The organism is Natronomonas aquatica (assembly GCF_024449025.1).
Taxonomy (GTDB): domain Archaea; phylum Halobacteriota; class Halobacteria; order Halobacteriales; family Haloarculaceae; genus Natronomonas; species Natronomonas aquatica.
Genome location: NZ_JAHLKM010000001.1, coordinates 264,105 through 285,995, shown reverse-complemented (window position 1 = coordinate 285,995; position 21,891 = coordinate 264,105). Strand labels below are relative to the sequence as shown.

The window sequence follows — 21,891 nt, the reverse complement described above, 5'->3', positions numbered from 1 at the left end:
TCCGGAGGGCTGATCGCCGATCCGAACCGGACACTTTAGAACGGCGCAGCCCCTCGATCGCGTGTGGATCCGACGCGCATCGTCGAGGAGTTTCCCGCCCCCTCGTTTCGGGGCGCACAGGAGCAGGCCCTCCGGGACATCCGCGCCGCCTTCGAGGCGGGCAACGAGGTCGTTTTGGTCCGTGCCCCGACGGGAAGCGGCAAGTCGCTTCTGGCGCGGGCGATCGCGGGCTGTGCCCGCCGGGACGGCGAGGCCGCGCCGAGTCTGCCGACCGGCGCCTATTACACCACACCACAGGTCTCCCAGCTCGATGACGTCGCCGGCGACGAGTTGCTCGACGACCTGAGCGTCATCCGGGGGAAACCGAACTACACGTGTATCCTGCCGGGGGAGACCTCGACGCCGGTCAACCGGGCTCCCTGTTCGCGCGAACGCGGGTTCGACTGCCCGGTCAAACACCGGTGTCCGTACTTCTCCGACCGGGCGATCGCCTCGAACCGTCCGATAGCGGCGATGACGCTCGCGTACTTCATGCAGACGGCCGGCAGCGAGGTGTTCGGCGAGCGCGACGTCGTCGTCGTCGACGAGGCCCACGGCCTCGCCGAGTGGGCTGAGATGTACGCGACGATCGAGCTGTCCCCGTCGTCGGTGCCAGTCTGGGGGTCGTGTCGGCCGCCCGATATCGAGGACGTTTCCGACGTCGAACCGTACGCCGAACGGCTGCTCGAGACCTGCGGCCGACGGCAAAAGGAGCTCCGCGGCCGGGTCGAACTCACCGAGGCCGAGGCCGAAGAGCGCGACCGACTCGCCGAGTTGACCCGGGATCTGAAGTGGTTTCTCGAGGATCTCAGAGACACGGAGAGCCCGACCGTCTGGGTCGCCGACCAGTCGGACCGCGGCACCCGGGAGGACCCCCGCGGCGGCGCCGTCTCGATCAAGCCGCTGGACCCGGCCCGGTACCTGCATCACACCGTCTGGAGCCGCGGCGAACGGTTCGCGCTGCTCTCGGCGACGATCCTCGACAAGGCGGCCTTCTGTCGCGGGGCTGGGCTCGATCCCGGATCCGTCGCTTTGGTCGACGTCCCCCACACGTTTCCGGTGGAGAACCGGCCGCTGTACGACGTGACACAGGGGAAGATGACCTACGAACACCGCGAGGAGACGCTGCCGGGGGTGGCCCGGACGGTCGTCCGGCTGATGGCGAAACACGGAGACGAGAAAGGGCTGATCCACGCCCACTCCTACGACATCGCCGATCGGCTCGGGGACCTCCTTTCGGAGTTCGGCGTCGCCGGACGGATCCGTGGCCACGACCGCGAGAACAGAGACGCCGCCCTCGCGGGCTGGAAGCGGAGCGACGACCCCGACGTGTTCGTTTCCGTGAAAATGGAGGAGGCGCTGGATCTCGCTGGCGACCTCTGCCGGTGGCAGGTGCTCTGTAAGGCACCGTACCCGAACACGAACGACTCCCGGGTCGCACGGCGGCTCGAGGACGGCCAGTGGAACTGGTACTACAGGACGGCGCTCCGGACGGTGATCCAGGCCTGCGGGCGGGTCGTCCGGGCCCCCGACGATCACGGCACGACGTATCTCGCCGACAGTTCGCTTTTGGATCTGTTCGAGCGCGCCCGCTCCGATATGCCGCCGTGGTTCGAAGATCAGGTCGATCGGATCGAGCGTCCGGAGCTTCCAGCGTTCGATCCCGCCCGGGCCGTCGGCGATCGGGGTGGATCCGATACCCACGGCCGGACGGGGCGCCGTTCGAACGCCGACTCCGTCGACGACCACCCGCTTTCGGACGTCTGGGGTGACGGCTGATCGGCCCCCGACCGTCGGTGTGTCTCTCGCTGGTTTAAGATAGCTCCGGACCGTACCGTTCCGTGTGAGAAACAGCGAGCGGGCTCGGCTTTCGGCAGTCGTCTTCGCCGTCCTCTTCACCCAGCTTTTAGTCTATCCCGGTGTCGACCGGCTCGCGGCGGCGCTCGGCGGCGGCTCGACCGTCGACGCCGGGACCGCGTTTCTGGCTTCCCAGCTTCTGGCATTCGTGCTGTTTTCGGCCGTCTGGGGGGCGCTTTCAGATCGGTTCGGTCGGCGGCTCCCCTTCATCGTCATCGGCGCACTCGGCGGGACCGTCGCGTATCTGGCCCTGGCGGCGCTCGTACTCGCCGGCGTCGGTGATTTCCGAACCGCCCTCGCGCTCCGGTTCGTCGAGGGGGCGTTCACCATCGGCGCGTTCTCGCTTTCGATCACGATGCTCATGGATCTCGACGGCGGCCACGGCCGCAACATGGGTGCGGCCGGTCTCGCGATCGGGCTCGGGGCGGCGCTGGGGGCCCCCGTCGGCGGGGGGCTGTATACGTTCGGCCCGCTCGCGCCAATTCTCGTCGCCGCGGCGCTGCTGTCGACCGTGGCGGCGGTGACCTGGACGCTTCCGGACCGGACCCCGGATCGGTCCAGCAGTCTCGGGGACGCCCTCGCCAGCATCCGCCGGACGCCGGAACTCGCCGTCCCCTTCGCGTTCGGCTTCGCCGACCGGTTCGCCGCGGGGTTCTTCGGCCTCATCGGTACCTTCTACTTCCGGGATACGTTCGATCTCGAACCCTCCGGGATCGGGCTGTTGCTCGCGTGTTTCTTCGTCCCCTTCGCGCTGTTGCAATACCCTTTCGGGGCGTTCTCCGATCGGATCGGCCGCGTCGTTCCGATCGTCGCCGGGTCGGCCGGGTTCGGGACCGCCATCCTCTCGGTCGGGCTCGCACCGACCGTCGGGACGGCCGCGCTCGGGATGGCCGTCGTCGGCGTCCTCGGGGCGCTCGTCGCGCCCGCGACGATGGCGCTCGTCACCGATCTGGTCGACCCGACCGAGCGCGGCGCCGCCATGGGGGGATTCAACATCTTCGGGAGTCTCGGCTTTCTCGGGGGCATCCTCGTCGGCGGTTGGCTCGCCACCCGGTACGATTATTTCGCCGCGTTCGTCGTCGCCGGCGGGTTCGAGATCGCCATCGCGGTCGTCACTCTCCCCGTGTTGCTCAAGATCGCGCCGACCCCGACAGTCCGGTTCGGGGTCAGGGAGTGACCGGTCGCCGCCGGTGACCGATTCCGCCGGACCGGTCGGATCCGTCCGACGGGAGCCGTATCAAAAGTACCATGCGTTCCCCGGACATAGGGCACGTATCCGGTGGTTTCCGTGACGAAAAAACGCGAATACAAGGACGAGTACCCCGACAAGACGCTGTATATCCCCGGCCCGACCGAGGTCCGCGAGGACGTCATAGAGGCGATGTGCGAGCCGATGTTCGGCCACCGCATGGATCGGATGACGGATCTGTACACGACCATCGTCGAGGACACGAAAGCGTTCCTCGGCACCGACAACGACGTCATCGTCCTCACGGCGTCGGGGACGGAGTTTTGGGAAACATCGACGCTCAACCTCGTCGACGAGAACATCCTCGTGGCGACCTGTGGGAGTTTCAGCGAACGTCACGCCAACGTCGCCGAACGGCTGGGCAAGGACGTCGACAGGCTCGAATACGAGTGGGGTCGGGCGGTCAAACCGGCGGACATCCGCGAGGCACTCGAGACGAGCGAGAAGGATTACGACGTCGTGGCCTGCGTGATGAACGAAAGCTCCACCGGCGTCCGGAACCCGATCGAGGAGATCGGCGACGTCATCGCGGAGTACCCGGATACCTACTTCGTCGTCGACGCCGTCTCGTCGCTGGGCGGCGATTACGTCGATATCGATTCCCACGACATCGACGTCATCTTCGCCTCCACACAGAAAGCCTTCGCCATGCCGCCGGGGCTGGCTGTCTGTGTCGTCAGCGACGACGCCTACGAGCGCGAACTGGAGAAGGGGTCGGCCTCCTGGTACGGTGGTTTCCAGCGGACACTCGATTACTACGACCGGAAGGGCCAGACGCACTCGACGCCGGCGATCCCGATCATGCTGGCCTATCGAAAGCAGATGAAACGCATGCTCGAGGAGGGCCACACAGGCCGATCGAACCGCCACGAGGAGATGGCCGAGTACACCCGTGAGTGGGCCCGCGAACACTTCGAGATGTTCCCCGAAGAGGGATACGAATCACAGACGGTCGCCTGCATCGAGAACACGCAGGGCATCGACGTCGCGGGGACGATCGAGACGGTTTCCGAGGAGTACGATATGGTGTTCTCCAACGGGTACGGCGACATCGCCGAGGAGACGTTCCGGATCGGCCACATGGGCGAACACACCCTCGAGAGCGTTCGGGCGCTGACGGACGCTATCGAGGACGTCGCCGGCCTCTGAGACGGCTTTCGGTCCCGATACGCGACACGTCCGATTTTTTACCATCCCTCCCGAAGCCTTCGCCGATGGAGGAACCGCAGGACAACCCGTACGTTCGGGATCCCCCAACCGACTTTACACCTCCCGAGGATCTCGAGGAACCCGAGGCGAAAACGCAGATCGAGCTACTGCGGGAAGCGATCCGGTACCACGATCACCGGTATTACCGGCAGGCCGATCCAGCCATCTCCGATCGGGCCTACGACCGGCTCTTCGAGCGCCTGGAGACGCTCGAGGACGCCTTCGGTCTCCGCTCGGAGACCAGTCCCACACAGCGCGTCGGCGGTGAACCGATCGACGAACTCGAGACCGTCGAACACGTCCGTCCGATGCGGTCGATCGATTCCTCCGGCGAGCAGACGGACGTTCGGGACTTCGACGACCGCGTCCGGGACCGACTGGCGGAGGCGGGCTACGAGGGGCCGATCCGGTATCTCTGTGAGCCGAAGTTCGACGGCCTCTCGGTCGAACTCGTCTACGAAAACGGGGCCCTCGAGCGCGCGGCGACCCGCGGCGACGGCGAGCGTGGTGACGACGTGACCGAGAACGTCCGGACGACCCGGTCTGTTCCGCTGGAACTCCGCGGCGATTATCCGTCGTTTCTGGCCGTTCGCGGCGAGGTCTTCATGCCGAAGGAAGCGTTCCAAGCGTACAATCGCGATCGCATCGAGCGCGGCGAGGATCCGTTCGCGAACCCGCGAAACGCCGCCGCCGGAACCCTCCGCCAACTCGACCCGTCGGTGACGGCCGAACGCCCGCTGGACTGTTTCGTCTTCGGAATCCTCGACGACGGCGGGACCGGTTTCGAGACACGGCTCGAGGAACACCGGGCCGTCGACAGGTGGGGATTCCACACCGACGGACACACCGAGCCCGTCGAGGACATCGACGGTGCGATCGCGTTCCGCGACCGGATGCTCGATCGACGGGACGACCTCGGTTACGAGATCGACGGTACCGTGATCAAACTCGACCAGCTGGACGCCTGTGAACGTCTGGGATCGACCGCGCGTGCGCCGCGGTGGGCATTTGCCTACAAGTTCCCGGCCCGTACCGAGGAGACGACGGTCCGCGATATCGTCGTTCAGGTCGGCCGAACCGGCCGGATAACTCCGGTCGCGTTGCTCGATCCGGTCGAGGTTTCGGGCGTCGAGGTGTCGCGGGCGACGCTTCACAACCCCGAACAGATCGCCGAACTCGGCGTCAACGTCGGCGATACGGTTCGGATCAAACGCGCCGGGGACGTGATCCCCTACGTCGAGACGGTGGTCGATCACGCCGAGGACGGATCGTTCGAACTCCCCGATCGGTGTCCGGTCTGTGAGAGCCCGATCGAACGGGAGGGACCGCTGGCGTTCTGTACCGGCGGGATCGGCTGTCCGGCCCAACTGCGGCGGGCGATCCAGCACTACGCGTCCCGCTCCGGTCTCGACATCGAGGGACTCGGCGAGAAGGCGGTCGATCAGCTGCTCGAGGCCGGTCTCGTCGAATCGCTTCCGGACCTGTATACGCTCTCGGAGACGGAACTCGCGGGACTCGACGGCTGGGGGGAAACGAGCGCGGCGAACCTGCTTTCGGAACTCGAAGCGAGCAAGCGACCGCCGCTTTCGGATTTTCTGGCTGCGCTCGGCGTTCCGGGCGTCGGCGGGACGACCGCCGGTGATCTCGCCCGCTACTTCGGAACGCTCGAGGCAGTTCTCGAAGCCGACGAGGACGAACTCCGGGATGTCGAGGGGATCGGGCCGAAGACTGCCGCCGAGATCCGGGAGTTCTTCGAAAGCGACCGGAACCGCGACGTCATCGCGACGCTCCGCGATCGAGGGATCGATCCCGAGTCGGCCGAAACTGCCGATGACGCCCTCGAGGGGCTAACGTTCGTCTTCACCGGATCGCTCGAGGGATGGACCCGAGATGAAGCTCAATCACTGGTCGAACGCCACGGCGGTTCGGCGACCTCGAGCGTCTCGGGAAACACCGACTATCTCGTCGCCGGGGACAACCCCGGCCGGAGCAAACGCGAAGCTGCCGCCGACAACGACGTTCCGACGCTCGAGGAATCCGATTTCCGGAGGTTGCTTTCCGAATACGGCGTCGAACCGTAGCGAACAGGCGGAACAGCTCTTCCGGTGACCCGTGTTCCGCTACGGTGCTTTCGCACCCTCCCGCCCCGGCGGATCACCGACGATCGCTCAGCGCATACGGGCGGTGGCCGCGTCCTCGTATATAAATTGGATGTCCGGCCCCGCCTCCACTCGATCACGACCTCCGGGGTGACGGTAACGTACTTTGCCCGTCGCGTTCGGGATACACACGATGGGTGTTTTCGATACGATCCGGCAGGCGCTCGGATTGAGTGCGGAAACGGACGCGGCGCGGGAGGCCGACCCCGAGGATCTCTTCGGGATGTCGACGGCGTATCTGACCATGGAAGCGGATCTGGGTTTCGAACCGACCGGCGACGCGGCGCTCTGTTTCGCGAACGTCGACAGCACCGCGTTCCGGGACGCACGACGGGAAGTCGAGGCGGTCCTGGAACTCGGCGAGGAGGAGACGGGAACGACGGCCTCGTTCATCGAGGACAGCCACGGGTATCACTGGATCGTGCTTCGCGACCGGGACTTCGAGGACCTCGTCACGAGCGTCCACTTCGCTGCCGAGACCCTCATCGAGGCGGGGTTCGGATCCCGGTTGCTCGCGGCGCTTTTCGCGTTCGAACGCGAGGGGACGACCGCGTACTGGATCTACTCCTTCCGGCGCGGCGCGTATTACCCGTTCGTCCCCGCTGGCGGCCGAGAGCGGGACGAACGGGTCGAGTTCAAACTCGAGAGCAACCTCGACGGCGAACTGAACACCGAGGACGATACCGCCTACTGGTATCCCATGTGGCCAGAGGGCGATGCCCACCCGTGGGGATGAATCCGTCGCCGGTCGCTCTTTCCTCCTAAAGTTTCGGACCCTCTCGGTTTTCGGATGCGTGGTGTCCTGCGGTTTCACTTTCAGTAAGCTGTTAACGAGACTTTATGTACCGGGCGGACACAACGACAGGTATGGCAGCAAGCGCAGAAGACCTAGAGGAACTGCCGGGCGTCGGCCCGGCGACGGCGGACAAGCTCCGGGAGAACGGTTACGAATCGTATCAGAGCATCGCGGTCGCCAGCCCCGGCGAGCTCTCGAACACCGCCGATGTCGGCGAATCCAACGCCAACGACATCATCCAGGCTGCCCGCGAGGCCGCCGACATCGGCAGCTTCGAGACCGGATCGGACGTTCTGGAACGGCGGGAACAGATCGGCAAACTCGAGTGGCTCATTCCGGAGATCGACGACATGCTCGGCGGTGGCGTCGAGACCCAGTCGATCACCGAAGTGTACGGCGAGTTCGGCGCCGGCAAATCCCAGGTCACCCACCAACTCGCGGTGAACGTCCAGCTTCCGGCCGACGCCGGCGGTCTGCACGGTCGCTGTGTCTTCATCGACAGCGAGGATACCTTCCGCCCGGAACGGATCGACGAAATGGTTCGCGGGCTCCCCGAGGAAGCCATCGAGGCGGCCATGGAGGACCGAGATATCGACGGCACGCCCGACGACGAGGACGCGATGGAGGAACTCGTCGAGGCGTTCCTCGACAAGATCCACGTCGCGAAGGCGTTCAACTCCAACCACCAGATCTTACTCGCCGAGAAGGCCCAGGAGATCGCCGCCGAACACGAGGACGACGAGTATCCAGTCCGGCTGGTCTGCGTCGACTCGTTGACCGCTCACTTCCGGGCCGAGTACGTCGGCCGTGGCGAACTCGCAGACCGCCAGCAGAAACTCAACAAACACCTCCACGACATCGACCGGGTCGGAAACCTCTATAACGCCGCCACCGTCGTCACGAACCAGGTCCAGTCGAACCCCGACTCCTTCTTCGGCGACCCGACCAAGCCCATCGGCGGCAACATCCTCGGGCACAAATCCACGTTCCGGATGTATCTAAAGAAATCGAAGGCGGACAAACGGATCGTCAAGCTCGTCGACGCGCCGAACCTCCCGGACGGCGAGGCCGTCATGCGCGTCCAGGGCGAGGGGCTCAAACCGGAGTAACCGTCGAACACTGACGGCCGTCGCCCCGGCATGTGAGACCGAACCGCGGCACGGCCCTTTGGAAAGCCTTAAGGTTCGAACCCGGCTACCCGATAGTGCAGGGAGCCCGGGTGGTGTAGTGGCCCATCATACAACCCTGTCACGGTTGTGACGCGGGTTCAAATCCCGCCTCGGGCGCTCTTCTTTCGACGAATCGCGATGACTACTTACACGTGTCCTGCTGTTGTTCTCAGTCGTTACGCGATGATGTTGTTTTATCATTCCCTCGTCTGTCGTCAGATGCATTGGCCGATCAAAACACCAAGCACCGCGGAGATGCGACCGAATCAAAAATAATCCACGAACTGATCTCGGACGGATACAGCGTTTCGGTTCCGTTTGGGGACAACGACAAGTACGATCTGATCGTTGATGACAGCGGAAAACTGCACCGTATTCAGTGCAAAACAGCATGGGAAAACAAGCCGGAGACCATCCGGTTCAATACACACTCACAGACGACGGCGAACGGGGAATACCACGAAAAGACATATCACGACGAGATTGACGCGTTCGTCGTTCGGTATCCCGAAACCGAGCAACTATACTGGATCTCTATCGACGAAGCGACCAAACAAAAAATGGAACTCCGGTTTGAAGCCGATCTGAACCACCCGTCGATAAACTGGGCAAGGAATTACGAGTACCGAGGGAATATCCCGTCAGGTAATTAGTATCTCGTCCCGTACCCAACGTATGCCGACGTGGACTGGCGCGTGGTCGGAGGCGGAAGCCGAATCCTATCTCGCGGAGGCGACCGTTCCGATCCGGCTGGCGTGTCGGACGCCCGCCGGCGGGTTGTGGATGCTGTCGCTTTGGTATCGCTACGAGGACGGGACACTCCACTGTGCGACCGGTGCTGATGCCGATATCGTCCGCTATCTGGATGCCACCCCCGACGTCGCCTTCGAGATCTCCGACAACCGGCCGCCGTACAAGGGCGTTCGAGGGGCCGGGACGGCGACGATCGAACCCGACGAGGACAAGGCGTTGCTCGAGAGGCTTTTGATTCGGTACCTCGACGGCACGGACAACGAACTCGCGACTTGGCTGCTCGATGCCGGCCGCGAGGAAGTCCGGATCCGGATCGAACCGAGTAAACTCTACACGTGGGATTTCACCGAACGGATGGCGGACGTGACGACGGAGGAGTGATCTGTCAGACTGTATACTCGGCGTCAGCGGAATCCTCGACGACCTCGATCCCGCGGTTGTTGACCGCGTGGGGATCCAGCCCGACCTCCTCCAGGAAATCCTTGTAGATCCGCTCGCAGGTTTCTCCGTCCTTCTGTTTGTCGCTGGCGTGATCACAGAGGTCGGCGATCCCCTCGGGGACCTCGTTCGTGTAGATGATCCAGTGGTTGACAAGATCCGAGAGCCGCCGGATCGGCGAGGTGAAGTGCCCGTAGATCTCGAAGTTCAGCGCGTGATGGCCGCCGAAGGGATCCGACATGTACTTGGCTCGCGGCATCACTTTCATCACGGCCCACTGGATCTTATCGAGTTGTCGTCCGGGCGCTTCCTCGAGCGTCGCGTTGACCGCCTTCCGGGGGTCGTCCCACGCGTCACCGGGGATGGAGACGCCGTCGAGGTCCTGGATCTCCTGGAGCGCCTCGTCCCACTCCTGTGGCGTCGGCTGGGGGTGGACGCGGAACATCGCCTCCAGCCCCCGGTTCCACTGGAGTTCGTGGGTGACGGCCTTGTTGGCCTTCAGCATACACTCCTCGATGATGGTGTGGGCCCGGTCGCGTTTGGGGTTCAACACGAGCGAGCCGTCCTCCTTGCGCTGTTCGTGGAGCCGTTCGGCGAGTTCGTACGCGAGGTTGTTCTCCTCGTACAGCGGCGCGTCGGGATCCTCGAGGCGGTCCTCGCAGTCGTTGTACGTCTGGCGGGCGTCGGAGTGGATGACGGACTTGTAGATGTCGATCGACTCGTGTGAGAGCGTCTCCCCGTCGATGTGCATCTCGACGGTGTGGGCGAGTCGGTCCTCGTTGGGGACCAGAGAGCAGACGGTCTCGGCGAGGATCGGCGGGAGCATGTGGACGGTATAGGCGGGCAGATAGACGGTGTTTCCGCGCTTCTGTGCCTCCTCCCACATCGTCGTCTCCGGGTTCACGTAGTGGGTGACGTCAGCGATGTGGACCCACAGCCGGTATCCCTCATCGGTCCGTTCGACCGAGATCGCGTCGTCGAAGTCCTGGGCGTCGGCGGGATCGGTCGTCCACGTCGTCAGATCACGGAGATCCCGCCGGTCCTCCAGTTCCGCCTCGATGTCGCCTTCGGGATCCGAGGCTCGCTCTTCGGCCTCGGTGAGTACCTCGTTCGGAAACTCGTCGCGGATCTCGAACTCCTCGAAGAGTTCCTCGCGTTTGTTCTCGAGGTGGCGGGCGAGTTCCTCGTCGATTCTGACGGGGCCCTGTCCCTCCGCCGTGCCGGCGTAGGCCTGCTCGTCGCGGTCACTCATACCGGACGGTTGGGCGGTGGTACAGTTAGTCGTTGCGAGGGAGGGGGTCAGCGTTTCCCGTCGTGTCTGCCGTCTTCGCCGTCCGGCTCCTCGATCCCTTCCTCGAGGGCCTCATAGTAGCGTTCGACGAATTCCCTTCCGGTAACGGGGTCCCCCTCCAGCCCGACGAGCAGTGCCTCGAGCCCCTCCCGCGGCTGGTGGCACAGCTCCCGGTAGCAGGGTTTACACAGGTGTTCGAAGGTCTTTTCGCGGCGGTTCCAGCGGTCGCCGTGTTTGTCGTACTCGCGGGCGTCGGCGCGGTCGAGCGTCTCCCCGCACGCGATACAGGTGACGTCCGTGTCCTCCCGCCGCCACATATCACGCGTTTGGCAGTGGTGGGACTTAGTCGTATCTCTCGTCGCAGCGCCGACTGACGACGGGTCCTCCCGGTCCTCTCCGCTTGCGAGCCGCCACCACAAGCGTATAGACGCCTCCGGCCCGACAACCGGTATGGATCCACGGATCCGCGAACACGCCGAGATCATCGTCGATCACTCGACGGACGTACAGGCGGGCGACAACGTCGTCATCAGCGCCCCGAGCGTGGCCGAGGATCTGGCCGTCGCACTCCATAAGGCCGTCGGCGACCGCGGGGCGACGCCGACGTATCTCGCCAGCGACAGCCGGGCACAGCGGGCCTACCTCCGTTCGGTCGACGCCGACGACCTCGAGACGCCGACGCACACGAAGGCTCTCTACGAGGAAAGCGACGTGTTGATCCGCGTCCGCGGGGAGACGAACGCGACCGAGCAAAGCGACGTCGCCCCCGAAAAGCAGGCCGCCCACTCGAAGGCCAACCAGCCCGTCCAGGAGGCCGCCCTCTCGCGGCGGTGGTGTCTCACGCAGTTCCCCTCGCCGGGGAACGCCCAGCTCGCGAACATGAGTACCGAAGCCTACGAGAACTTCGTGTGGGACGCGATCAACAAAGACTGGGACGCCCAGCGCGAACATCAAGAACGGATGGTCGAGATCCTCGATCCCGCCAGCGAGATCCAGATCAAAAGCGGCGAGACGACAGACGTCAGGATGTCGCTCGACGGCATGAAGACGCTCAACGATCACGCCGAAAAGAACCTCCCCGGTGGGGAGGTCTTCACCGCGCCCGTTCCCGACAGCGTCGAGGGGGAGGTGCTCTTCGATCTGCCGCTGTATCACCAGGGTCGGGAGATCACGGATGCCCACCTCGTCTTCGAGGGCGGAGAAGTCGTCGACCACGCCGCCGAAAAGAACGGGGACCTCCTGACCGAGGTGTTGAACACCGACCCCGGCGCCGCCCGGCTTGGCGAACTCGGGATCGGGATGAACCGCGATATCGATCGGTTCACCTACAACATGCTCTTCGACGAGAAGATGGGCGATACCGTCCACATGGCGGTCGGCCGCGCCTACGACGAGTGTGTCGGCGAAGACCGGGAGGCCAACGAGTCGGCGGTCCACGTCGATATGATCGTCGACATGTCGGAAGACTCGTTCATCGAAGTCGACGGCGAGATCGTCCAGCGCGACGGGACGTTTCGGTTCGAATCGGGCTTCGAGGCGTAGCGTCGCTTTCTGAACGTTTTCGGGAGGGACGCGGAGCCACCGCTGACGTCGAGACGCCGCGGTCGAAAAAGGGTGCCCCATGAGTGGGCATCGACGGGATGGCGGTCCCACCGAAGACAGGGAGTGGTCGGACGTATGCTGAGCGAACCGACAGGCAACGGTTTGTGCCGATGGATCTATTTCGAACCGACCACTGGACAGCAGGTGCCTGAGCCGTTCTACCGCGCGGTCACCGGGCCTGGCGGGATCCCCCCTTCGGCGTATCGGGATATGGTTTCGTGCGTCTTCGTTCGGTTTTCGCGTTGAACGATGAACGCACGTATTTATCAACGAGCATTACAATTACATACATAGTCCGAATTGGTATAAAATTTATGGCTTTGGCAGTAACTGCGTGCGATGGAGTACGAACACCGAACGAAAGCCTACCGAAGAAAACGTCTCGGCAGTTTCCCCGCTTCGTCCGGGAACCGAGCATTCCGCTACCCCTCACCCGGAGGCGTGGTCCTCGACCGCCCGCGGTTCGGATCCGGCCGTTCTCAGTCCCGATACTCCGTCCGGAACCCGCGGAACTCGGTACGATGGACCTCTCCGTCGGAGAGGATCGGCACGGCGAGGTCCTCGGTGACGGGGTCGTCGGCCGCCCCGGCGGTATCGATCAGCTCCCGGTACGTCGCGATCGCGTCCTCCTCGGCGTCCGTTTCGGATTCGACCCGGTCGGCGAGTTCTTCGAGTCGCTCTTCGCGGCAGGCGGCGAGCGCCACGTCGATGCCCTCCCGGGCGAGCGTCACGTTGACGCCCTCCCGGCCGATTCCCGAACTCGCTCCGGTGACGATGACGGCGTCGCTTTCGATTGTCCCTACCATGGGGGGTGCTCATCCGGAGATGTGACAAGTTCCCTCGTCGCGTCCGCTCGATCGCCGAACGGCCGACGCCGACAGTATCGCTCTCAGCTCGTACGATACTCCCCGTGTTTCATCCCCAGCGCGAACGCGATCAAACCGAAGACGAGCATCGACGGCGCGACCATCATGAGCGTCGTCTCGAGGGCCATCATGCCGCCGCCGACGAGGCCGCCGATCCCGACGACTACGATCGCGAGCAGCGCGCCGAGCGAGACGGGCAGACTGAATTCCATGCCAGCGGATTGGATCGGTGGGCGTATAATCCTTCGAGTTCCGGAACAGGGATCGTGATCACGACCGAGATCGGACCGATTCAACTCACCGAGTACCCGCCGTCGACGACGAGACCGTGTCCCGTGATGAAGGACGCTTCCTCGGAGAGCAGGAAGGCGATCGCGTCGGCGACTTCCCCGGGGCGGGCGAGCCGACCGAGCGGGTACTGACGCTTCGCCCGCTCTTTGGCCTTCTCGGGGTCGGGCATCGACTCGAAGTACGCCTCGCCCATCGAGGTCTCGACGAACCCCGGACAGACGGCGTTCGCCCGGACACCCTCGCTCCCCGCCTCCGCGGCGACCGATCGGGTGAAGTTCATCACTGCGCCCTTGCTCAGCGAGTAGGCCGACTGTTTGGGCAGCCCGAGAAACGACGCCAGCGACCCGACGTTGACGATCGAACCGCCGCCCTGCGATTTGAAACGCGGCAGGGCGGCCCGACACCCGTTCCAGACGCCCCGGACGTTCACGTCGATAACGTGTTCGAAGGTCGATTCGCTCACGTCCTCGGTGTCCGCCGGCGATTGGATGACCCCGGCGTTGTTGACGAGCCCGTCGAGCCCGTACTCCTCGGTCGCCGTCGCGACGACCGCCTCGAAGGCGTCGGCGTCGGTCACGTCGAGTTCCTGAAAGACGGCCTCGCCGCCGGCGTCCTCGATCGCCTCGACGGTTCCGTCGCCGCCGTCTTCGTCCACGTCGGTGACGACCACGAACCCCCCCTCGTCGGCGATCCTCAGCGCGGTCTCACGGCCGATCCCGGCGCCGGCGCCGGTGATCAACACCGTCTCGTTTTCGAATCGCATGGTTTCGTGTCGCCCGGCGCCGGCATAAATTCTGCCGGGAGCGATCCGATGTTTGGGCTCCGACCCATTCGGCCCTGCCGTCGCTTTTTTTAGGCGGCTCACGCTGGGGTGTCGCCGCCGAACGCCGGCACCTCGGCCGGCGGCTCCTCGGCCGGCTCTCTCGCCGAGAGCACGAGCGTCGAGAAATCGGTCTCGGTGAGATCGCCCCGCTCTAGGGCCCGGAGCCAGCCGGCCCGGAGGAACCACTCGCCGTGGAATCCACCCTCCGTATCGAACACCCAAAACCGGCAGTCTTCGGGCTTCCAGCCGTCTTCGTAGGCGTCCCGCAGCTCCGTGCTGACGTGGCCGAGATCCACCTGTGTCAGGCCCGCGTCGGCGGTCTCGTACTCGACGTGGAGCGTCCCCGACTCGCGGTCGTGTCGCTCGACGTAGATCCCCAGACTCATCAGGTTCAACTCGAGTCTGGCGACGATCTCGGAGGCGTCCATATCGCAGGTTCGGGGAGCGATCGAAAAGAAACTGCCGACGCGTCGACGGACGGATCCTTCAGACGCCCTCCGGTGGGTCGTCCTGATAGTCGAGAACCGCCTCTCGGAGCTCCGTCGGAACGTCGGTCGGCGATCCGGAGTCGTCGACGACGACGTGGGTGACCGTCCCGTCGACGAGAAGCTCGCCGTCGGCGTTGTGACACTCGTATTCGAACCCGATACTGGATTGTTCGATCCGATGCACCCGCATCGAGTTGGACAACCGGTCGCGGAACCGGGCCGGCTTGCGGTAATTCAACTCCATGTTGACCACGTGGAGGTCCCAGCCGCGGTCGCGTATCTCGTCGTAGGGGTGGCCGACGGCCGCGAGGTATTCGGTGAACGTCTCGTCCTGATAGGTCGCGTAGTTGCCGTAGAAGACGATCCCCTGAGCGTCCGTTTCCTCGAACCGGACGGTGTTCTCGTAGACTGCGTCCATACCGCTCCGGGTGTCCGGTGACGGGATAAATCCGCAGGTTCCCGCGGTATCGGCGCCCGATATCGCTCGGGCGATTATATAATCCCGATCCGTATTCCCGGCAAGTACGCCCATCCATGACCCGAACCGTACTCGTCGTCGACGATTCCTCGCTGCAGCGGACGATCATCACCGGCGCGCTCGGGGACCGCTTCGAGGTGGTCGGCCAGGCGGAAAACGGCCGCGAGGCCATCGAGCTGTTCGAGTCGACCGAGCCGGATCTGGTGACCATGGACATCATGATGCCCGAGATGGACGGCGTCGAAGCCACCGGTCACATCAAATCGATGACCGACGAGACGAAGGTGATGATGTGTACGAGCGTCGAGCAGGCCGAAAAGATGAAAGAAGCCGTCCGCGCCGGCGCCGACGAGTACGTCACCAAGCCGTTCGACGAGGAGGACCTCCTCGATACCGCGAGGAGGCTCTGTACCTGATCGTGTCCGATAATAGGGTATAACAAGCCGTCGTCCCGTGTGTGAACGCATGTCAGCACGCGACGACGAACTCGACCCACAGGCTGCCGCACTGCTCGAGGAACTCGGATCGGGGATCGCCCCCCCATCGTCGACGCTTTCGGTCGACGCCGGCCGACAGCTCTTAGAGGAGCTGTTTGCCGTCGAGGACCCCGAACCGGTCGGCGAGCGGACCGACATCGAGATCCAGGGGCCCGAGGGCCCGATCCCGCTTCGGCTCTACGCACCGGCGGGGGAGGGCCCGTTCCCCGTTTTCGTTTTCTTTCACGGCGGGGGCTGGGTCCGGGGCTCGATCGAGGCCTACGACGGGCTCTGCCGGCGGCTGACGAACGACGCCGGCTGTCTCGTCGTCTCCGTCGAGTACCGGCGCGCCCCCGAACACCCGTTCCCGGCGGGCTTCGAGGACTGTTATGCCGCGACCGAGTGGGCCGCGACGCACGCGGCCGATCTCGGCGGCGATCCCGACCGGGTCGCGGTCGGCGGCGACAGCGCCGGCGGGAACCTCGCTGCGGCCGTCGCGCTTGCGGCCCGCGACCGAAACGGGCCGGAACTGTCCCACCAGCTTCTGTTGTATCCGGCCGTCAGCCACCCCGAGCTGCGGTGGTTCGACTCCTACGACGAGAACGGAACGGGATACTTCCTCGAGATCGACAGCATCGAGTGGTACCACGAGCAGTACACCGATCCCGCGGATCTCGGGAACCAGTACGCGTTCCCGATCCGGGCGCGGGACCTCTCGGGGCTGCCCCCGGCGACGGTCCTGACGGCCGGGTTCGATCCGCTCGTCGACGAGGGGCGAGCCTACGCCGATCGGCTCGAGGCCGCGGGCGTCGGGACGACGCGGCTCCACTATGAGTCACAGATCCACGCGTTTCTCAGCCTCTACGAACACCTCGAGGGGGCCGACCGGGCGATCGAGGATATCGCCTCGCAGCTCCGGACGGCCTTCGGCGTCGATCAGTAGGTATCGGCCATCGTCTGCGCCAAGAGTCCGTCGGGATCGAGAACGATATACACGGCGACGAACGGCTCGTCCGGATCGAGAACCCACACCGAGAAGGGCGGATCGGCGTTCTCGGCGGCGCGGGCGACGAGCGGTTCGAGCGGTTTCGTCCCGTCCTCGAACTCCGCAAAGAGGTCCCGTTCTCCCGGCTGGGCGGCGAAAGTGTAGAGGACCCCGTTGGGGTTGCGATCGGTGTCGTAGGTCACCCGCGAACCCATCGCGTCGCCGGTCGCCCGCGCGGCCTCGAAACAGGACGTCGCGGCCTCGAAGATCGGCTCGTCGGTCCGGCGGAACCTGAACCGGGTCGTCGATTCGACGGTCGCGTCGACGAGCGTCGGTTCCTCGCCCCCCCACTCGAGCGTTCCGTCGATCCGGTTGCCGACCGAGACGTCCGGAACCGCCGAGCGGGGAACGTAGACCGGATCGGCCGACGTGACGTCGAGAAGCAGCCACTCGTCGTCGTTCCGCCCCGGAAGTACGCGGAACGGGCCCTCAGTGTGTCCCGGCATGTCCCCGTTGGCGTCCGTGTTCATGGTTTCTCTCCGCGCCGGGATCGGATCATCTCCACGACAGCATCGCCCGGAGCTGTTCGAGCGAGAAAAGCGACGTCGGTCGGTCCATGTGGACGCCGATCTCCCCGGAGAGTGTCCGGAGACCGACCCGCTGTATCGGTTCGGGAAGCGAGTAGCCGGCCCGGATCGCCTTCCCGATCGCCTGATCGCGACCCAGCTCCGACCGCCAGGCGTGTTCGTACTCCTGTACCGTCGCCGGGTTGTCCGGGTCGATCGTCTCCGCCGCGACGTCGGCCGCCCGCATCCCGTAGAGAATACCGCCGCCGGTGAAGGGTTTGGTCTGGCCGGCAGCGTCCCCGACGAGGAAACTCCTCGTTCCGACCGTCCGGTCGGGTGGACCGATCGGGATCGCGCCCGAACACCGGCGTTCGATGTCGGCGTCGTAGTCGTCGACCAGTTCGTCGAACCGGCCGGCGGCGTTCTCGCCCGGCGGGACCGCCAGCCCGTACTCGACGCCCGCCTCACCGCGGGGGATCCGCCAGGCGAAAAAACGCGGCACGGTCAGGTGAACGTCGACGAAGTCCTCGTGGTCGGCCCGGGGGTCGAACCCCAAAACACCGTGTAACAGTTCCGCCGGTTCCGGCAGTCCGAGCTGGCTCCGGACCTTCGATCGGGGGCCGTCGGCGCCACAGACGAGCCGCGCCTCGAAGCGTTCGACACCGTCCGGCCCCGCCGCCGTCACCTCGACGCGGTCGGGGCGTTCCTCGACGCCCGTGACGGTGTGTCCGGTCCGGATCCTCGCGCCGGCTTCGCGGGCACACTCGGCGAGCGTTCGGTCGAGTTCGACCCGGTCGATCGTGTTCGAGACGACTCCCGTCTTATAAAACCGGTACGCCCGGCTGTCGGCGCCGCCGAGGTGGAACCGGGCGCCGGAGACCTCGTTTTGTCGGAGTCGCTCGCGGGCCGATCTCGGAACGAAATCCCAGATATCGAGGCTGACGTGGCCCGAACAGGCCAGCGGCTGGCCGATCTCGCCGGATTCTAAGACCAGCACATCGCGGCCCACTTCGGCGGCCGACCGGGCGAACCGCGACCCCGACGGGCCGGCACCCACGACGAGGACGTCGTACATACACGATAGGGAGCGGCCAGCGGTCAAATATCCACCGCAACGCCACGGCCGGTCGGTTCCGGTCGGTACCCCTCGATCCCCGGCCGGTCTCCGATCCCGTCTCAGTCGCCGTGTTTCTCCGTGTAGTCGTCGGGGCGTCTGACGTACGTGTACTCGATCGATCGGCTCTCGATCTCGGCGGCGGCGTTCCGCTTGATCGAATCGAGCACCGACTCCGCCCGGGATCTGGCTTCGGGAGTGAGGTCCGGAGCCCTGCTCGCCGAGCGGAGCTCCGCCTCGAGCTTTTCGCCCTCAAGTCTCCGCAGGTACGCCGCTGCGATCTCCGCGGCGGGTTCGTCCGGGCTATCGAGTGCGTCGACGAGCCGGCAGTGAACGTCCGCCCGGTCCGTGCGGTCCGTGGCTTCGCCGAGAAGCCAGGCCGCCTGTCGTCTGATCGCCGGCCGCTCGCCGCCGTCCCCCTCTCCCCTCGTGGTCACGACGTCGGCCAGCAGATCCGCTAGTTCGGCCGTCTCGGCCGGTTTCGAACCCTCGACTAGGCGGTCCCGGACCTCCGCGGGACGTACCGAGTCCCCGTCGGTGTAGAGTTCGATCAGCGACCCGATCGCTTCCCGACGGACGGTCCGTGATCGGTCCCGGACTGCTTTCGTGAGGACGTCCGCGGTCCGTTTTCGGTCCAGCCCGCCGAGCCGTTCGACCGCGATCCGCCGCAGTCTCTCGTCGTCCGCCTCCGCGGCGGGCAAAAGCGCCGAGAGCGCCGCCTCGGTGCCGATAGCCGCGAGCGCTTCGGCCGCCGCCCGGCGGACCATCCGATCGTCGGCCCGCAACATCCCCGCGAGCGGTTCGGCGTCCGCCCCGTCGATCCCGCCGTAGGCTTCGATCGCGCGCGTCCGGACCCGGCGGTCCGGATCGTCGAACGAAGCTTCGAGGTCCGCCCGGACGCTCCCGTCGGCGATATCGCCCATCGCGGCCGCGGCGACCAGCCGGAACCCCGCCCGATCGGCGGCCAGCCAGCGACGGAAGAACGCTTCCGTCCCGGCCTCGCCGTTGCGTTCGAGTGACCGCCGTATCGTCCCCGCCAGCCGGTCGATCTCCCCCGGATCGTGGCCGTACAGCGCGTCGATCGCCGCCGCCCGTACCGTCGGGTCGTCGTCCCCGAGCGCCGCCCGCCGTAGCGCCTCGAAGAGACGCGTCGAATACTCCGTCTCTGTCCCGGCCAGACTGCCGAGCGCCTCGGCCGCGCTCCGTCTGATCGCCGGCCGGTCTGCACCCGCCAGGAGTCGGCACAGTTCCGGGACGTCGCCGCCGTCGATCGGCGGTTCGAGCACCGATCCGTCGATCCTCTCGTCGGTCTCCGAGAACTCCGCGTCCTCCAGCCGATCCAGCCAGTTTCCTGATCCGTCGCTGTCGGTCTTTCTCGAGTTCATGCTGTGCGATCCGTGATCAGGCCCCCGGCGTTCCCGTTCCCGTCTTCGTTCCGGTCCTCGTTCCGGTTCCCGTTCTCGGTCCGGTTCCCGTTCCCGTTCCCGCCTCCGTCCCTGTCCCGGCGGCCGGTCGGCGTTTCCCCGCTGACCCCGCCCGTCGTGTGGTACCGATACGGTTCACGGCGGTGTTTCCGTTCTCGTATATTTCAATCTACGGACGGTATCGATCGATCCGACGACGCTTTCGGCCCCGGATTGGACCCTCGGTGAACGATACTGTCCGACGGGTTAAATAATCCCGAACCGACCGACCGGACGGGAGCGATCCGGTAGACATGGTACACAAATGGCGATGCCGACACTGTGGGTTCTCGGCCTGGTCGGACAGCCGCGAACGGCTCGATCGGACGATCGGGTCGCACCTGTTCGATCACCACTCCGGACGCGTAGTGAAGGCTGATTTCCGGTTGCAGTGGTCGTGTCCCTACTGTGGCGCGACCGGGAAGGAACACGACGAAGCGTCGATAACCGATGCGTTCACGGAGCATCTCGGCGAACACGCCCGGAACGCGATCGAGGGAAACGCACACATCGCCGCCGAGATCGGCCGCAGCGGGAACGTCCTGGTGAAGGCGCCGACCGAAAGCGACGTCGCGGACAACGCCCGGATCCATTTCCTCGCCGGGAGCGATCTGGCGATCGTCGTCACCAAAAAGCCGAAAGCGCGGATACGGCTGCTCCACCGGCGGCTCGAGGGGTGGCCCGGACGGACGGTCGTCATGACGACGAAGCGCCGTCCCCTCGAGGGGGGGTTCGCCCCCGATCTCGATCTCGATCTCGCCTCGGCCCCGATCGAACTCGTCGAACTCGACCGGCGGCTCGGCCCGAGCGATCTCGGCGAGACGATCTCCCGCGTCATCGACGCCCACTACACCCCGGGGCGGACGGTATCGGTCGAGTTCGACATCCTCTCGGATATCGTCCAGTCGTTCGATCTGCGGACGACCTACGACTTCGTCAGCATGCTCTCGGGGCGACTGGAGGAGGTCGGCGCGATCGCACACCTCTACGTCGCGGCCCACCCCCGGATATCGAGCGCACTGAACGTCCTCGAGGAGCAGATCGATCTCGAACTTCACGTCGACTCGAAGGTCTTCACCGCCGAACGCTGATCCGGGTCAGGCCTCGTCGCCGCTCCCGTTCCCGAGTACCCGTCCGATCCCGGGTAGAACCGCCGCGAGGCGGGTGACCCACCCGAGCTTGAACAGCCCGATCTGTGAGAGGACGCCGAGGACGAACAGGATCCCGAAAAGCGGCAGTTCGAACCCGAGGATCGGCGTCGATCCGAGCGGATCGAACAGGACTGGATCGAGCGAGACGTTGTCGCGGACCGCGGTGAAATCCGCGACCGTGAGCGACCGCGAGGCGAACGCCGAGCCGATGAAGGCGGTGATGAACATCAGCGCGAACTTCGTGAGCGTAAAGCCCAGCAGGGCGCCGACGGCCCCGCCGAGGATCATCACGAGATACCGGACGAGACCGCCCTCGGTGAAGATCGGCGTGACGACGTACAGCCCGATGTAGGCGCCGACGACGAAGGCGGGGATCGAGGTCGCAAACGAGAGGGCGACGTACGCCAGGGCGGCCCCGAGCCCGCCCCCGAGGACGACGGCGACGGCCAGCCCGACGGGCCCGCTCGCACCGAGCGTGCCCAGGACCTGTGGTGCGACGACGTACCCGCCGAAGCCGCCGATGAGAAAGCCCAAAAGCGCGGTCGCATACACAGAAAGCGCTGCTCCGAAGAACACTAGCGCCAGCCCCACGAGGACTAGCCCGATACTGACGGGTTCCATACCGGTC

23 protein-coding genes and 1 tRNA gene are annotated in these 21,891 nt (G+C 65.4%); 13 read left to right on the top strand and 11 right to left on the bottom strand.

Annotated elements, in window-relative coordinates:
* Positions 1 to 63: 63 nt before the first annotated feature.
* From KM295_RS01550 to KM295_RS01510, 9 genes are all read left to right on the top strand, one after another.
* Positions 64 to 1,818, top strand: a complete 1,755-nt coding sequence (locus KM295_RS01550; RefSeq protein ID WP_256028105.1) for a helicase C-terminal domain-containing protein — start codon at positions 64 to 66, stop codon at positions 1,816 to 1,818.
* Positions 1,819 to 1,882: 64 nt separating this feature from the next.
* On the top strand, positions 1,883 to 3,073 hold the full coding sequence (locus KM295_RS01545; protein WP_256028104.1) for an MFS transporter: 1,191 nt from the start codon (positions 1,883 to 1,885) through the stop codon (positions 3,071 to 3,073).
* Between the two features lie 111 nt (positions 3,074 to 3,184).
* Complete coding sequence (locus KM295_RS01540) at positions 3,185 to 4,294, top strand: pyridoxal-phosphate-dependent aminotransferase family protein (protein ID WP_256028103.1); 1,110 nt, start codon at positions 3,185 to 3,187, stop codon at positions 4,292 to 4,294.
* Between the two features lie 65 nt (positions 4,295 to 4,359).
* On the top strand, positions 4,360 to 6,435 hold the full coding sequence (ligA, locus tag KM295_RS01535; RefSeq protein WP_256028102.1) for an NAD-dependent DNA ligase LigA: 2,076 nt from the start codon (positions 4,360 to 4,362) through the stop codon (positions 6,433 to 6,435).
* 211 nt (positions 6,436 to 6,646) lie between these two features.
* Positions 6,647 to 7,249, top strand: coding sequence for a PspA-associated protein PspAB (gene pspAB, locus KM295_RS01530; RefSeq protein ID WP_256028101.1), 603 nt, complete (start codon positions 6,647 to 6,649; stop codon positions 7,247 to 7,249).
* Positions 7,250 to 7,380: 131 nt separating this feature from the next.
* Positions 7,381 to 8,418: a DNA repair and recombination protein RadA gene (gene radA / locus KM295_RS01525; protein ID WP_256028100.1), complete on the top strand. Its 1,038-nt coding sequence runs from the start codon at positions 7,381 to 7,383 to the stop codon at positions 8,416 to 8,418.
* 104 nt (positions 8,419 to 8,522) lie between these two features.
* Positions 8,523 to 8,595 (top strand) — tRNA-Asp (locus tag KM295_RS01520).
* A gap of 107 nt (positions 8,596 to 8,702) precedes the next feature.
* Positions 8,703 to 9,131 (top strand): group I intron-associated PD-(D/E)XK endonuclease, encoded by a 429-nt coding sequence (locus tag KM295_RS01515; RefSeq protein ID WP_256028099.1) that lies wholly within the window; start codon positions 8,703 to 8,705, stop codon positions 9,129 to 9,131.
* Between the two features lie 22 nt (positions 9,132 to 9,153).
* Positions 9,154 to 9,612 (top strand): pyridoxamine 5'-phosphate oxidase family protein, encoded by a 459-nt coding sequence (locus KM295_RS01510; protein WP_256028098.1) that lies wholly within the window; start codon positions 9,154 to 9,156, stop codon positions 9,610 to 9,612.
* Between the two features lie 4 nt (positions 9,613 to 9,616).
* Here the strand turns inward: KM295_RS01510 and KM295_RS01505 are convergent, their stop codons facing one another.
* Together KM295_RS01505 and KM295_RS01500 are read right to left on the bottom strand one after the other, a co-directional pair.
* The gene (locus tag KM295_RS01505; RefSeq protein ID WP_256028097.1) at positions 9,617 to 10,921 is read right to left on the bottom strand and encodes a ribonuclease catalytic domain-containing protein; all 1,305 of its coding nucleotides are present in this window, start codon (positions 10,919 to 10,921) and stop codon (positions 9,617 to 9,619) included.
* 47 nt (positions 10,922 to 10,968) lie between these two features.
* On the bottom strand, positions 10,969 to 11,277 hold the full coding sequence (locus tag KM295_RS01500; protein WP_256028096.1) for a DUF7562 family protein: 309 nt from the start codon (positions 11,275 to 11,277) through the stop codon (positions 10,969 to 10,971).
* Positions 11,278 to 11,410: 133 nt separating this feature from the next.
* Between KM295_RS01500 and KM295_RS01495 the strand changes: the two genes are divergently transcribed.
* Entirely contained in the window at positions 11,411 to 12,502 is a 1,092-nt protein-coding gene (locus tag KM295_RS01495) for an aminopeptidase (protein WP_256028095.1), read from the top strand.
* 539 nt (positions 12,503 to 13,041) lie between these two features.
* Here the strand turns inward: KM295_RS01495 and KM295_RS01490 are convergent.
* The 5 genes from KM295_RS01490 to KM295_RS01470 form a co-directional block, all read right to left on the bottom strand.
* Positions 13,042 to 13,368, bottom strand: a complete 327-nt coding sequence (locus tag KM295_RS01490) for an SDR family NAD(P)-dependent oxidoreductase (RefSeq protein WP_256028094.1) — start codon at positions 13,366 to 13,368, stop codon at positions 13,042 to 13,044.
* An 83-nt stretch (positions 13,369 to 13,451) separates the two neighbouring features.
* Complete coding sequence (locus KM295_RS01485) at positions 13,452 to 13,640, bottom strand: DUF7333 family protein (RefSeq protein WP_256028093.1); 189 nt, start codon at positions 13,638 to 13,640, stop codon at positions 13,452 to 13,454.
* Positions 13,641 to 13,720: 80 nt separating this feature from the next.
* On the bottom strand, positions 13,721 to 14,482 hold the full coding sequence (locus tag KM295_RS01480; protein WP_256028092.1) for an SDR family NAD(P)-dependent oxidoreductase: 762 nt from the start codon (positions 14,480 to 14,482) through the stop codon (positions 13,721 to 13,723).
* A gap of 98 nt (positions 14,483 to 14,580) precedes the next feature.
* A complete protein-coding gene (locus KM295_RS01475) occupies positions 14,581 to 14,970 on the bottom strand; it encodes a DUF8159 domain-containing protein (RefSeq protein ID WP_256028091.1) in 390 nt (129 codons plus the stop codon).
* Between the two features lie 58 nt (positions 14,971 to 15,028).
* The gene (locus KM295_RS01470) at positions 15,029 to 15,448 is read right to left on the bottom strand and encodes an acyl-CoA thioesterase (protein WP_256028090.1); all 420 of its coding nucleotides are present in this window, start codon (positions 15,446 to 15,448) and stop codon (positions 15,029 to 15,031) included.
* A gap of 116 nt (positions 15,449 to 15,564) precedes the next feature.
* Between KM295_RS01470 and KM295_RS01465 the strand changes: the two genes are divergently transcribed.
* Entirely contained in the window at positions 15,565 to 15,924 is a 360-nt protein-coding gene (locus KM295_RS01465) for a response regulator (protein WP_256028089.1), read from the top strand.
* Positions 15,925 to 15,973: 49 nt separating this feature from the next.
* Positions 15,974 to 16,927, top strand: coding sequence for an alpha/beta hydrolase (locus KM295_RS01460; RefSeq protein WP_256028088.1), 954 nt, complete (start codon positions 15,974 to 15,976; stop codon positions 16,925 to 16,927).
* Here KM295_RS01460 and KM295_RS01455 read toward each other — a convergent pair.
* From KM295_RS01455 to KM295_RS01445, 3 genes are all read right to left on the bottom strand, one after another.
* On the bottom strand, positions 16,921 to 17,499 hold the full coding sequence (locus KM295_RS01455) for a DUF6663 family protein (protein ID WP_256028087.1): 579 nt from the start codon (positions 17,497 to 17,499) through the stop codon (positions 16,921 to 16,923). The genes KM295_RS01460 and KM295_RS01455 overlap by 7 nt on opposite strands.
* Positions 17,500 to 17,524: 25 nt before the next feature.
* Positions 17,525 to 18,610, bottom strand: coding sequence for a geranylgeranyl reductase family protein (locus KM295_RS01450; RefSeq protein WP_256028086.1), 1,086 nt, complete (start codon positions 18,608 to 18,610; stop codon positions 17,525 to 17,527).
* A 101-nt stretch (positions 18,611 to 18,711) separates the two neighbouring features.
* Positions 18,712 to 20,034 (bottom strand): HEAT repeat domain-containing protein, encoded by a 1,323-nt coding sequence (locus KM295_RS01445; protein ID WP_256028085.1) that lies wholly within the window; start codon positions 20,032 to 20,034, stop codon positions 18,712 to 18,714.
* Between the two features lie 332 nt (positions 20,035 to 20,366).
* On the opposite strand from KM295_RS01445, the gene KM295_RS01440 reads away from it, so the two are divergent.
* On the top strand, positions 20,367 to 21,203 hold the full coding sequence (locus KM295_RS01440; protein WP_256028084.1) for a DUF7504 family protein: 837 nt from the start codon (positions 20,367 to 20,369) through the stop codon (positions 21,201 to 21,203).
* A 6-nt stretch (positions 21,204 to 21,209) separates the two neighbouring features.
* Here KM295_RS01440 and KM295_RS01435 read toward each other — a convergent pair whose 3' ends face one another.
* On the bottom strand, positions 21,210 to 21,884 hold the full coding sequence (locus tag KM295_RS01435) for a hypothetical protein (protein ID WP_256028083.1): 675 nt from the start codon (positions 21,882 to 21,884) through the stop codon (positions 21,210 to 21,212).
* Positions 21,885 to 21,891: the final 7 nt, after the last annotated feature.

Bases quoted from the DNA above. Each gene is read 5' to 3' on its own strand.
- ligA (WP_256028102.1), top strand. From the start codon at position 4,360: ATGGAGGAACCGCAGGACAACCCGTACGTTCGGGATCCCCCAACCGAC.
- pspAB (WP_256028101.1), top strand. From the start codon at position 6,647: ATGGGTGTTTTCGATACGATCCGGCAGGCGCTCGGATTGAGTGCGGAA.
- radA (WP_256028100.1), top strand. From the start codon at position 7,381: ATGGCAGCAAGCGCAGAAGACCTAGAGGAACTGCCGGGCGTCGGCCCG.
- KM295_RS01510 (WP_256028098.1), top strand. From the start codon at position 9,154: ATGCCGACGTGGACTGGCGCGTGGTCGGAGGCGGAAGCCGAATCCTAT.
- KM295_RS01505 (WP_256028097.1), bottom strand. From the start codon at position 10,921: ATGAGTGACCGCGACGAGCAGGCCTACGCCGGCACGGCGGAGGGACAG.
- KM295_RS01500 (WP_256028096.1), bottom strand. From the start codon at position 11,277: ATGTGGCGGCGGGAGGACACGGACGTCACCTGTATCGCGTGCGGGGAG.
- KM295_RS01495 (WP_256028095.1), top strand. From the start codon at position 11,411: ATGGATCCACGGATCCGCGAACACGCCGAGATCATCGTCGATCACTCG.
- KM295_RS01490 (WP_256028094.1), bottom strand. From the start codon at position 13,368: ATGGTAGGGACAATCGAAAGCGACGCCGTCATCGTCACCGGAGCGAGT.
- KM295_RS01485 (WP_256028093.1), bottom strand. From the start codon at position 13,640: ATGGAATTCAGTCTGCCCGTCTCGCTCGGCGCGCTGCTCGCGATCGTA.
- KM295_RS01480 (WP_256028092.1), bottom strand. From the start codon at position 14,482: ATGCGATTCGAAAACGAGACGGTGTTGATCACCGGCGCCGGCGCCGGG.
- KM295_RS01475 (WP_256028091.1), bottom strand. From the start codon at position 14,970: ATGGACGCCTCCGAGATCGTCGCCAGACTCGAGTTGAACCTGATGAGT.
- KM295_RS01470 (WP_256028090.1), bottom strand. From the start codon at position 15,448: ATGGACGCAGTCTACGAGAACACCGTCCGGTTCGAGGAAACGGACGCT.
- KM295_RS01465 (WP_256028089.1), top strand. From the start codon at position 15,565: ATGACCCGAACCGTACTCGTCGTCGACGATTCCTCGCTGCAGCGGACG.
- KM295_RS01460 (WP_256028088.1), top strand. From the start codon at position 15,974: ATGTCAGCACGCGACGACGAACTCGACCCACAGGCTGCCGCACTGCTC.
- KM295_RS01455 (WP_256028087.1), bottom strand. From the start codon at position 17,499: ATGAACACGGACGCCAACGGGGACATGCCGGGACACACTGAGGGCCCG.
- KM295_RS01450 (WP_256028086.1), bottom strand. From the start codon at position 18,610: ATGTACGACGTCCTCGTCGTGGGTGCCGGCCCGTCGGGGTCGCGGTTC.
- KM295_RS01445 (WP_256028085.1), bottom strand. From the start codon at position 20,034: ATGAACTCGAGAAAGACCGACAGCGACGGATCAGGAAACTGGCTGGAT.
- KM295_RS01440 (WP_256028084.1), top strand. From the start codon at position 20,367: ATGGTACACAAATGGCGATGCCGACACTGTGGGTTCTCGGCCTGGTCG.
- KM295_RS01435 (WP_256028083.1), bottom strand. From the start codon at position 21,884: ATGGAACCCGTCAGTATCGGGCTAGTCCTCGTGGGGCTGGCGCTAGTG.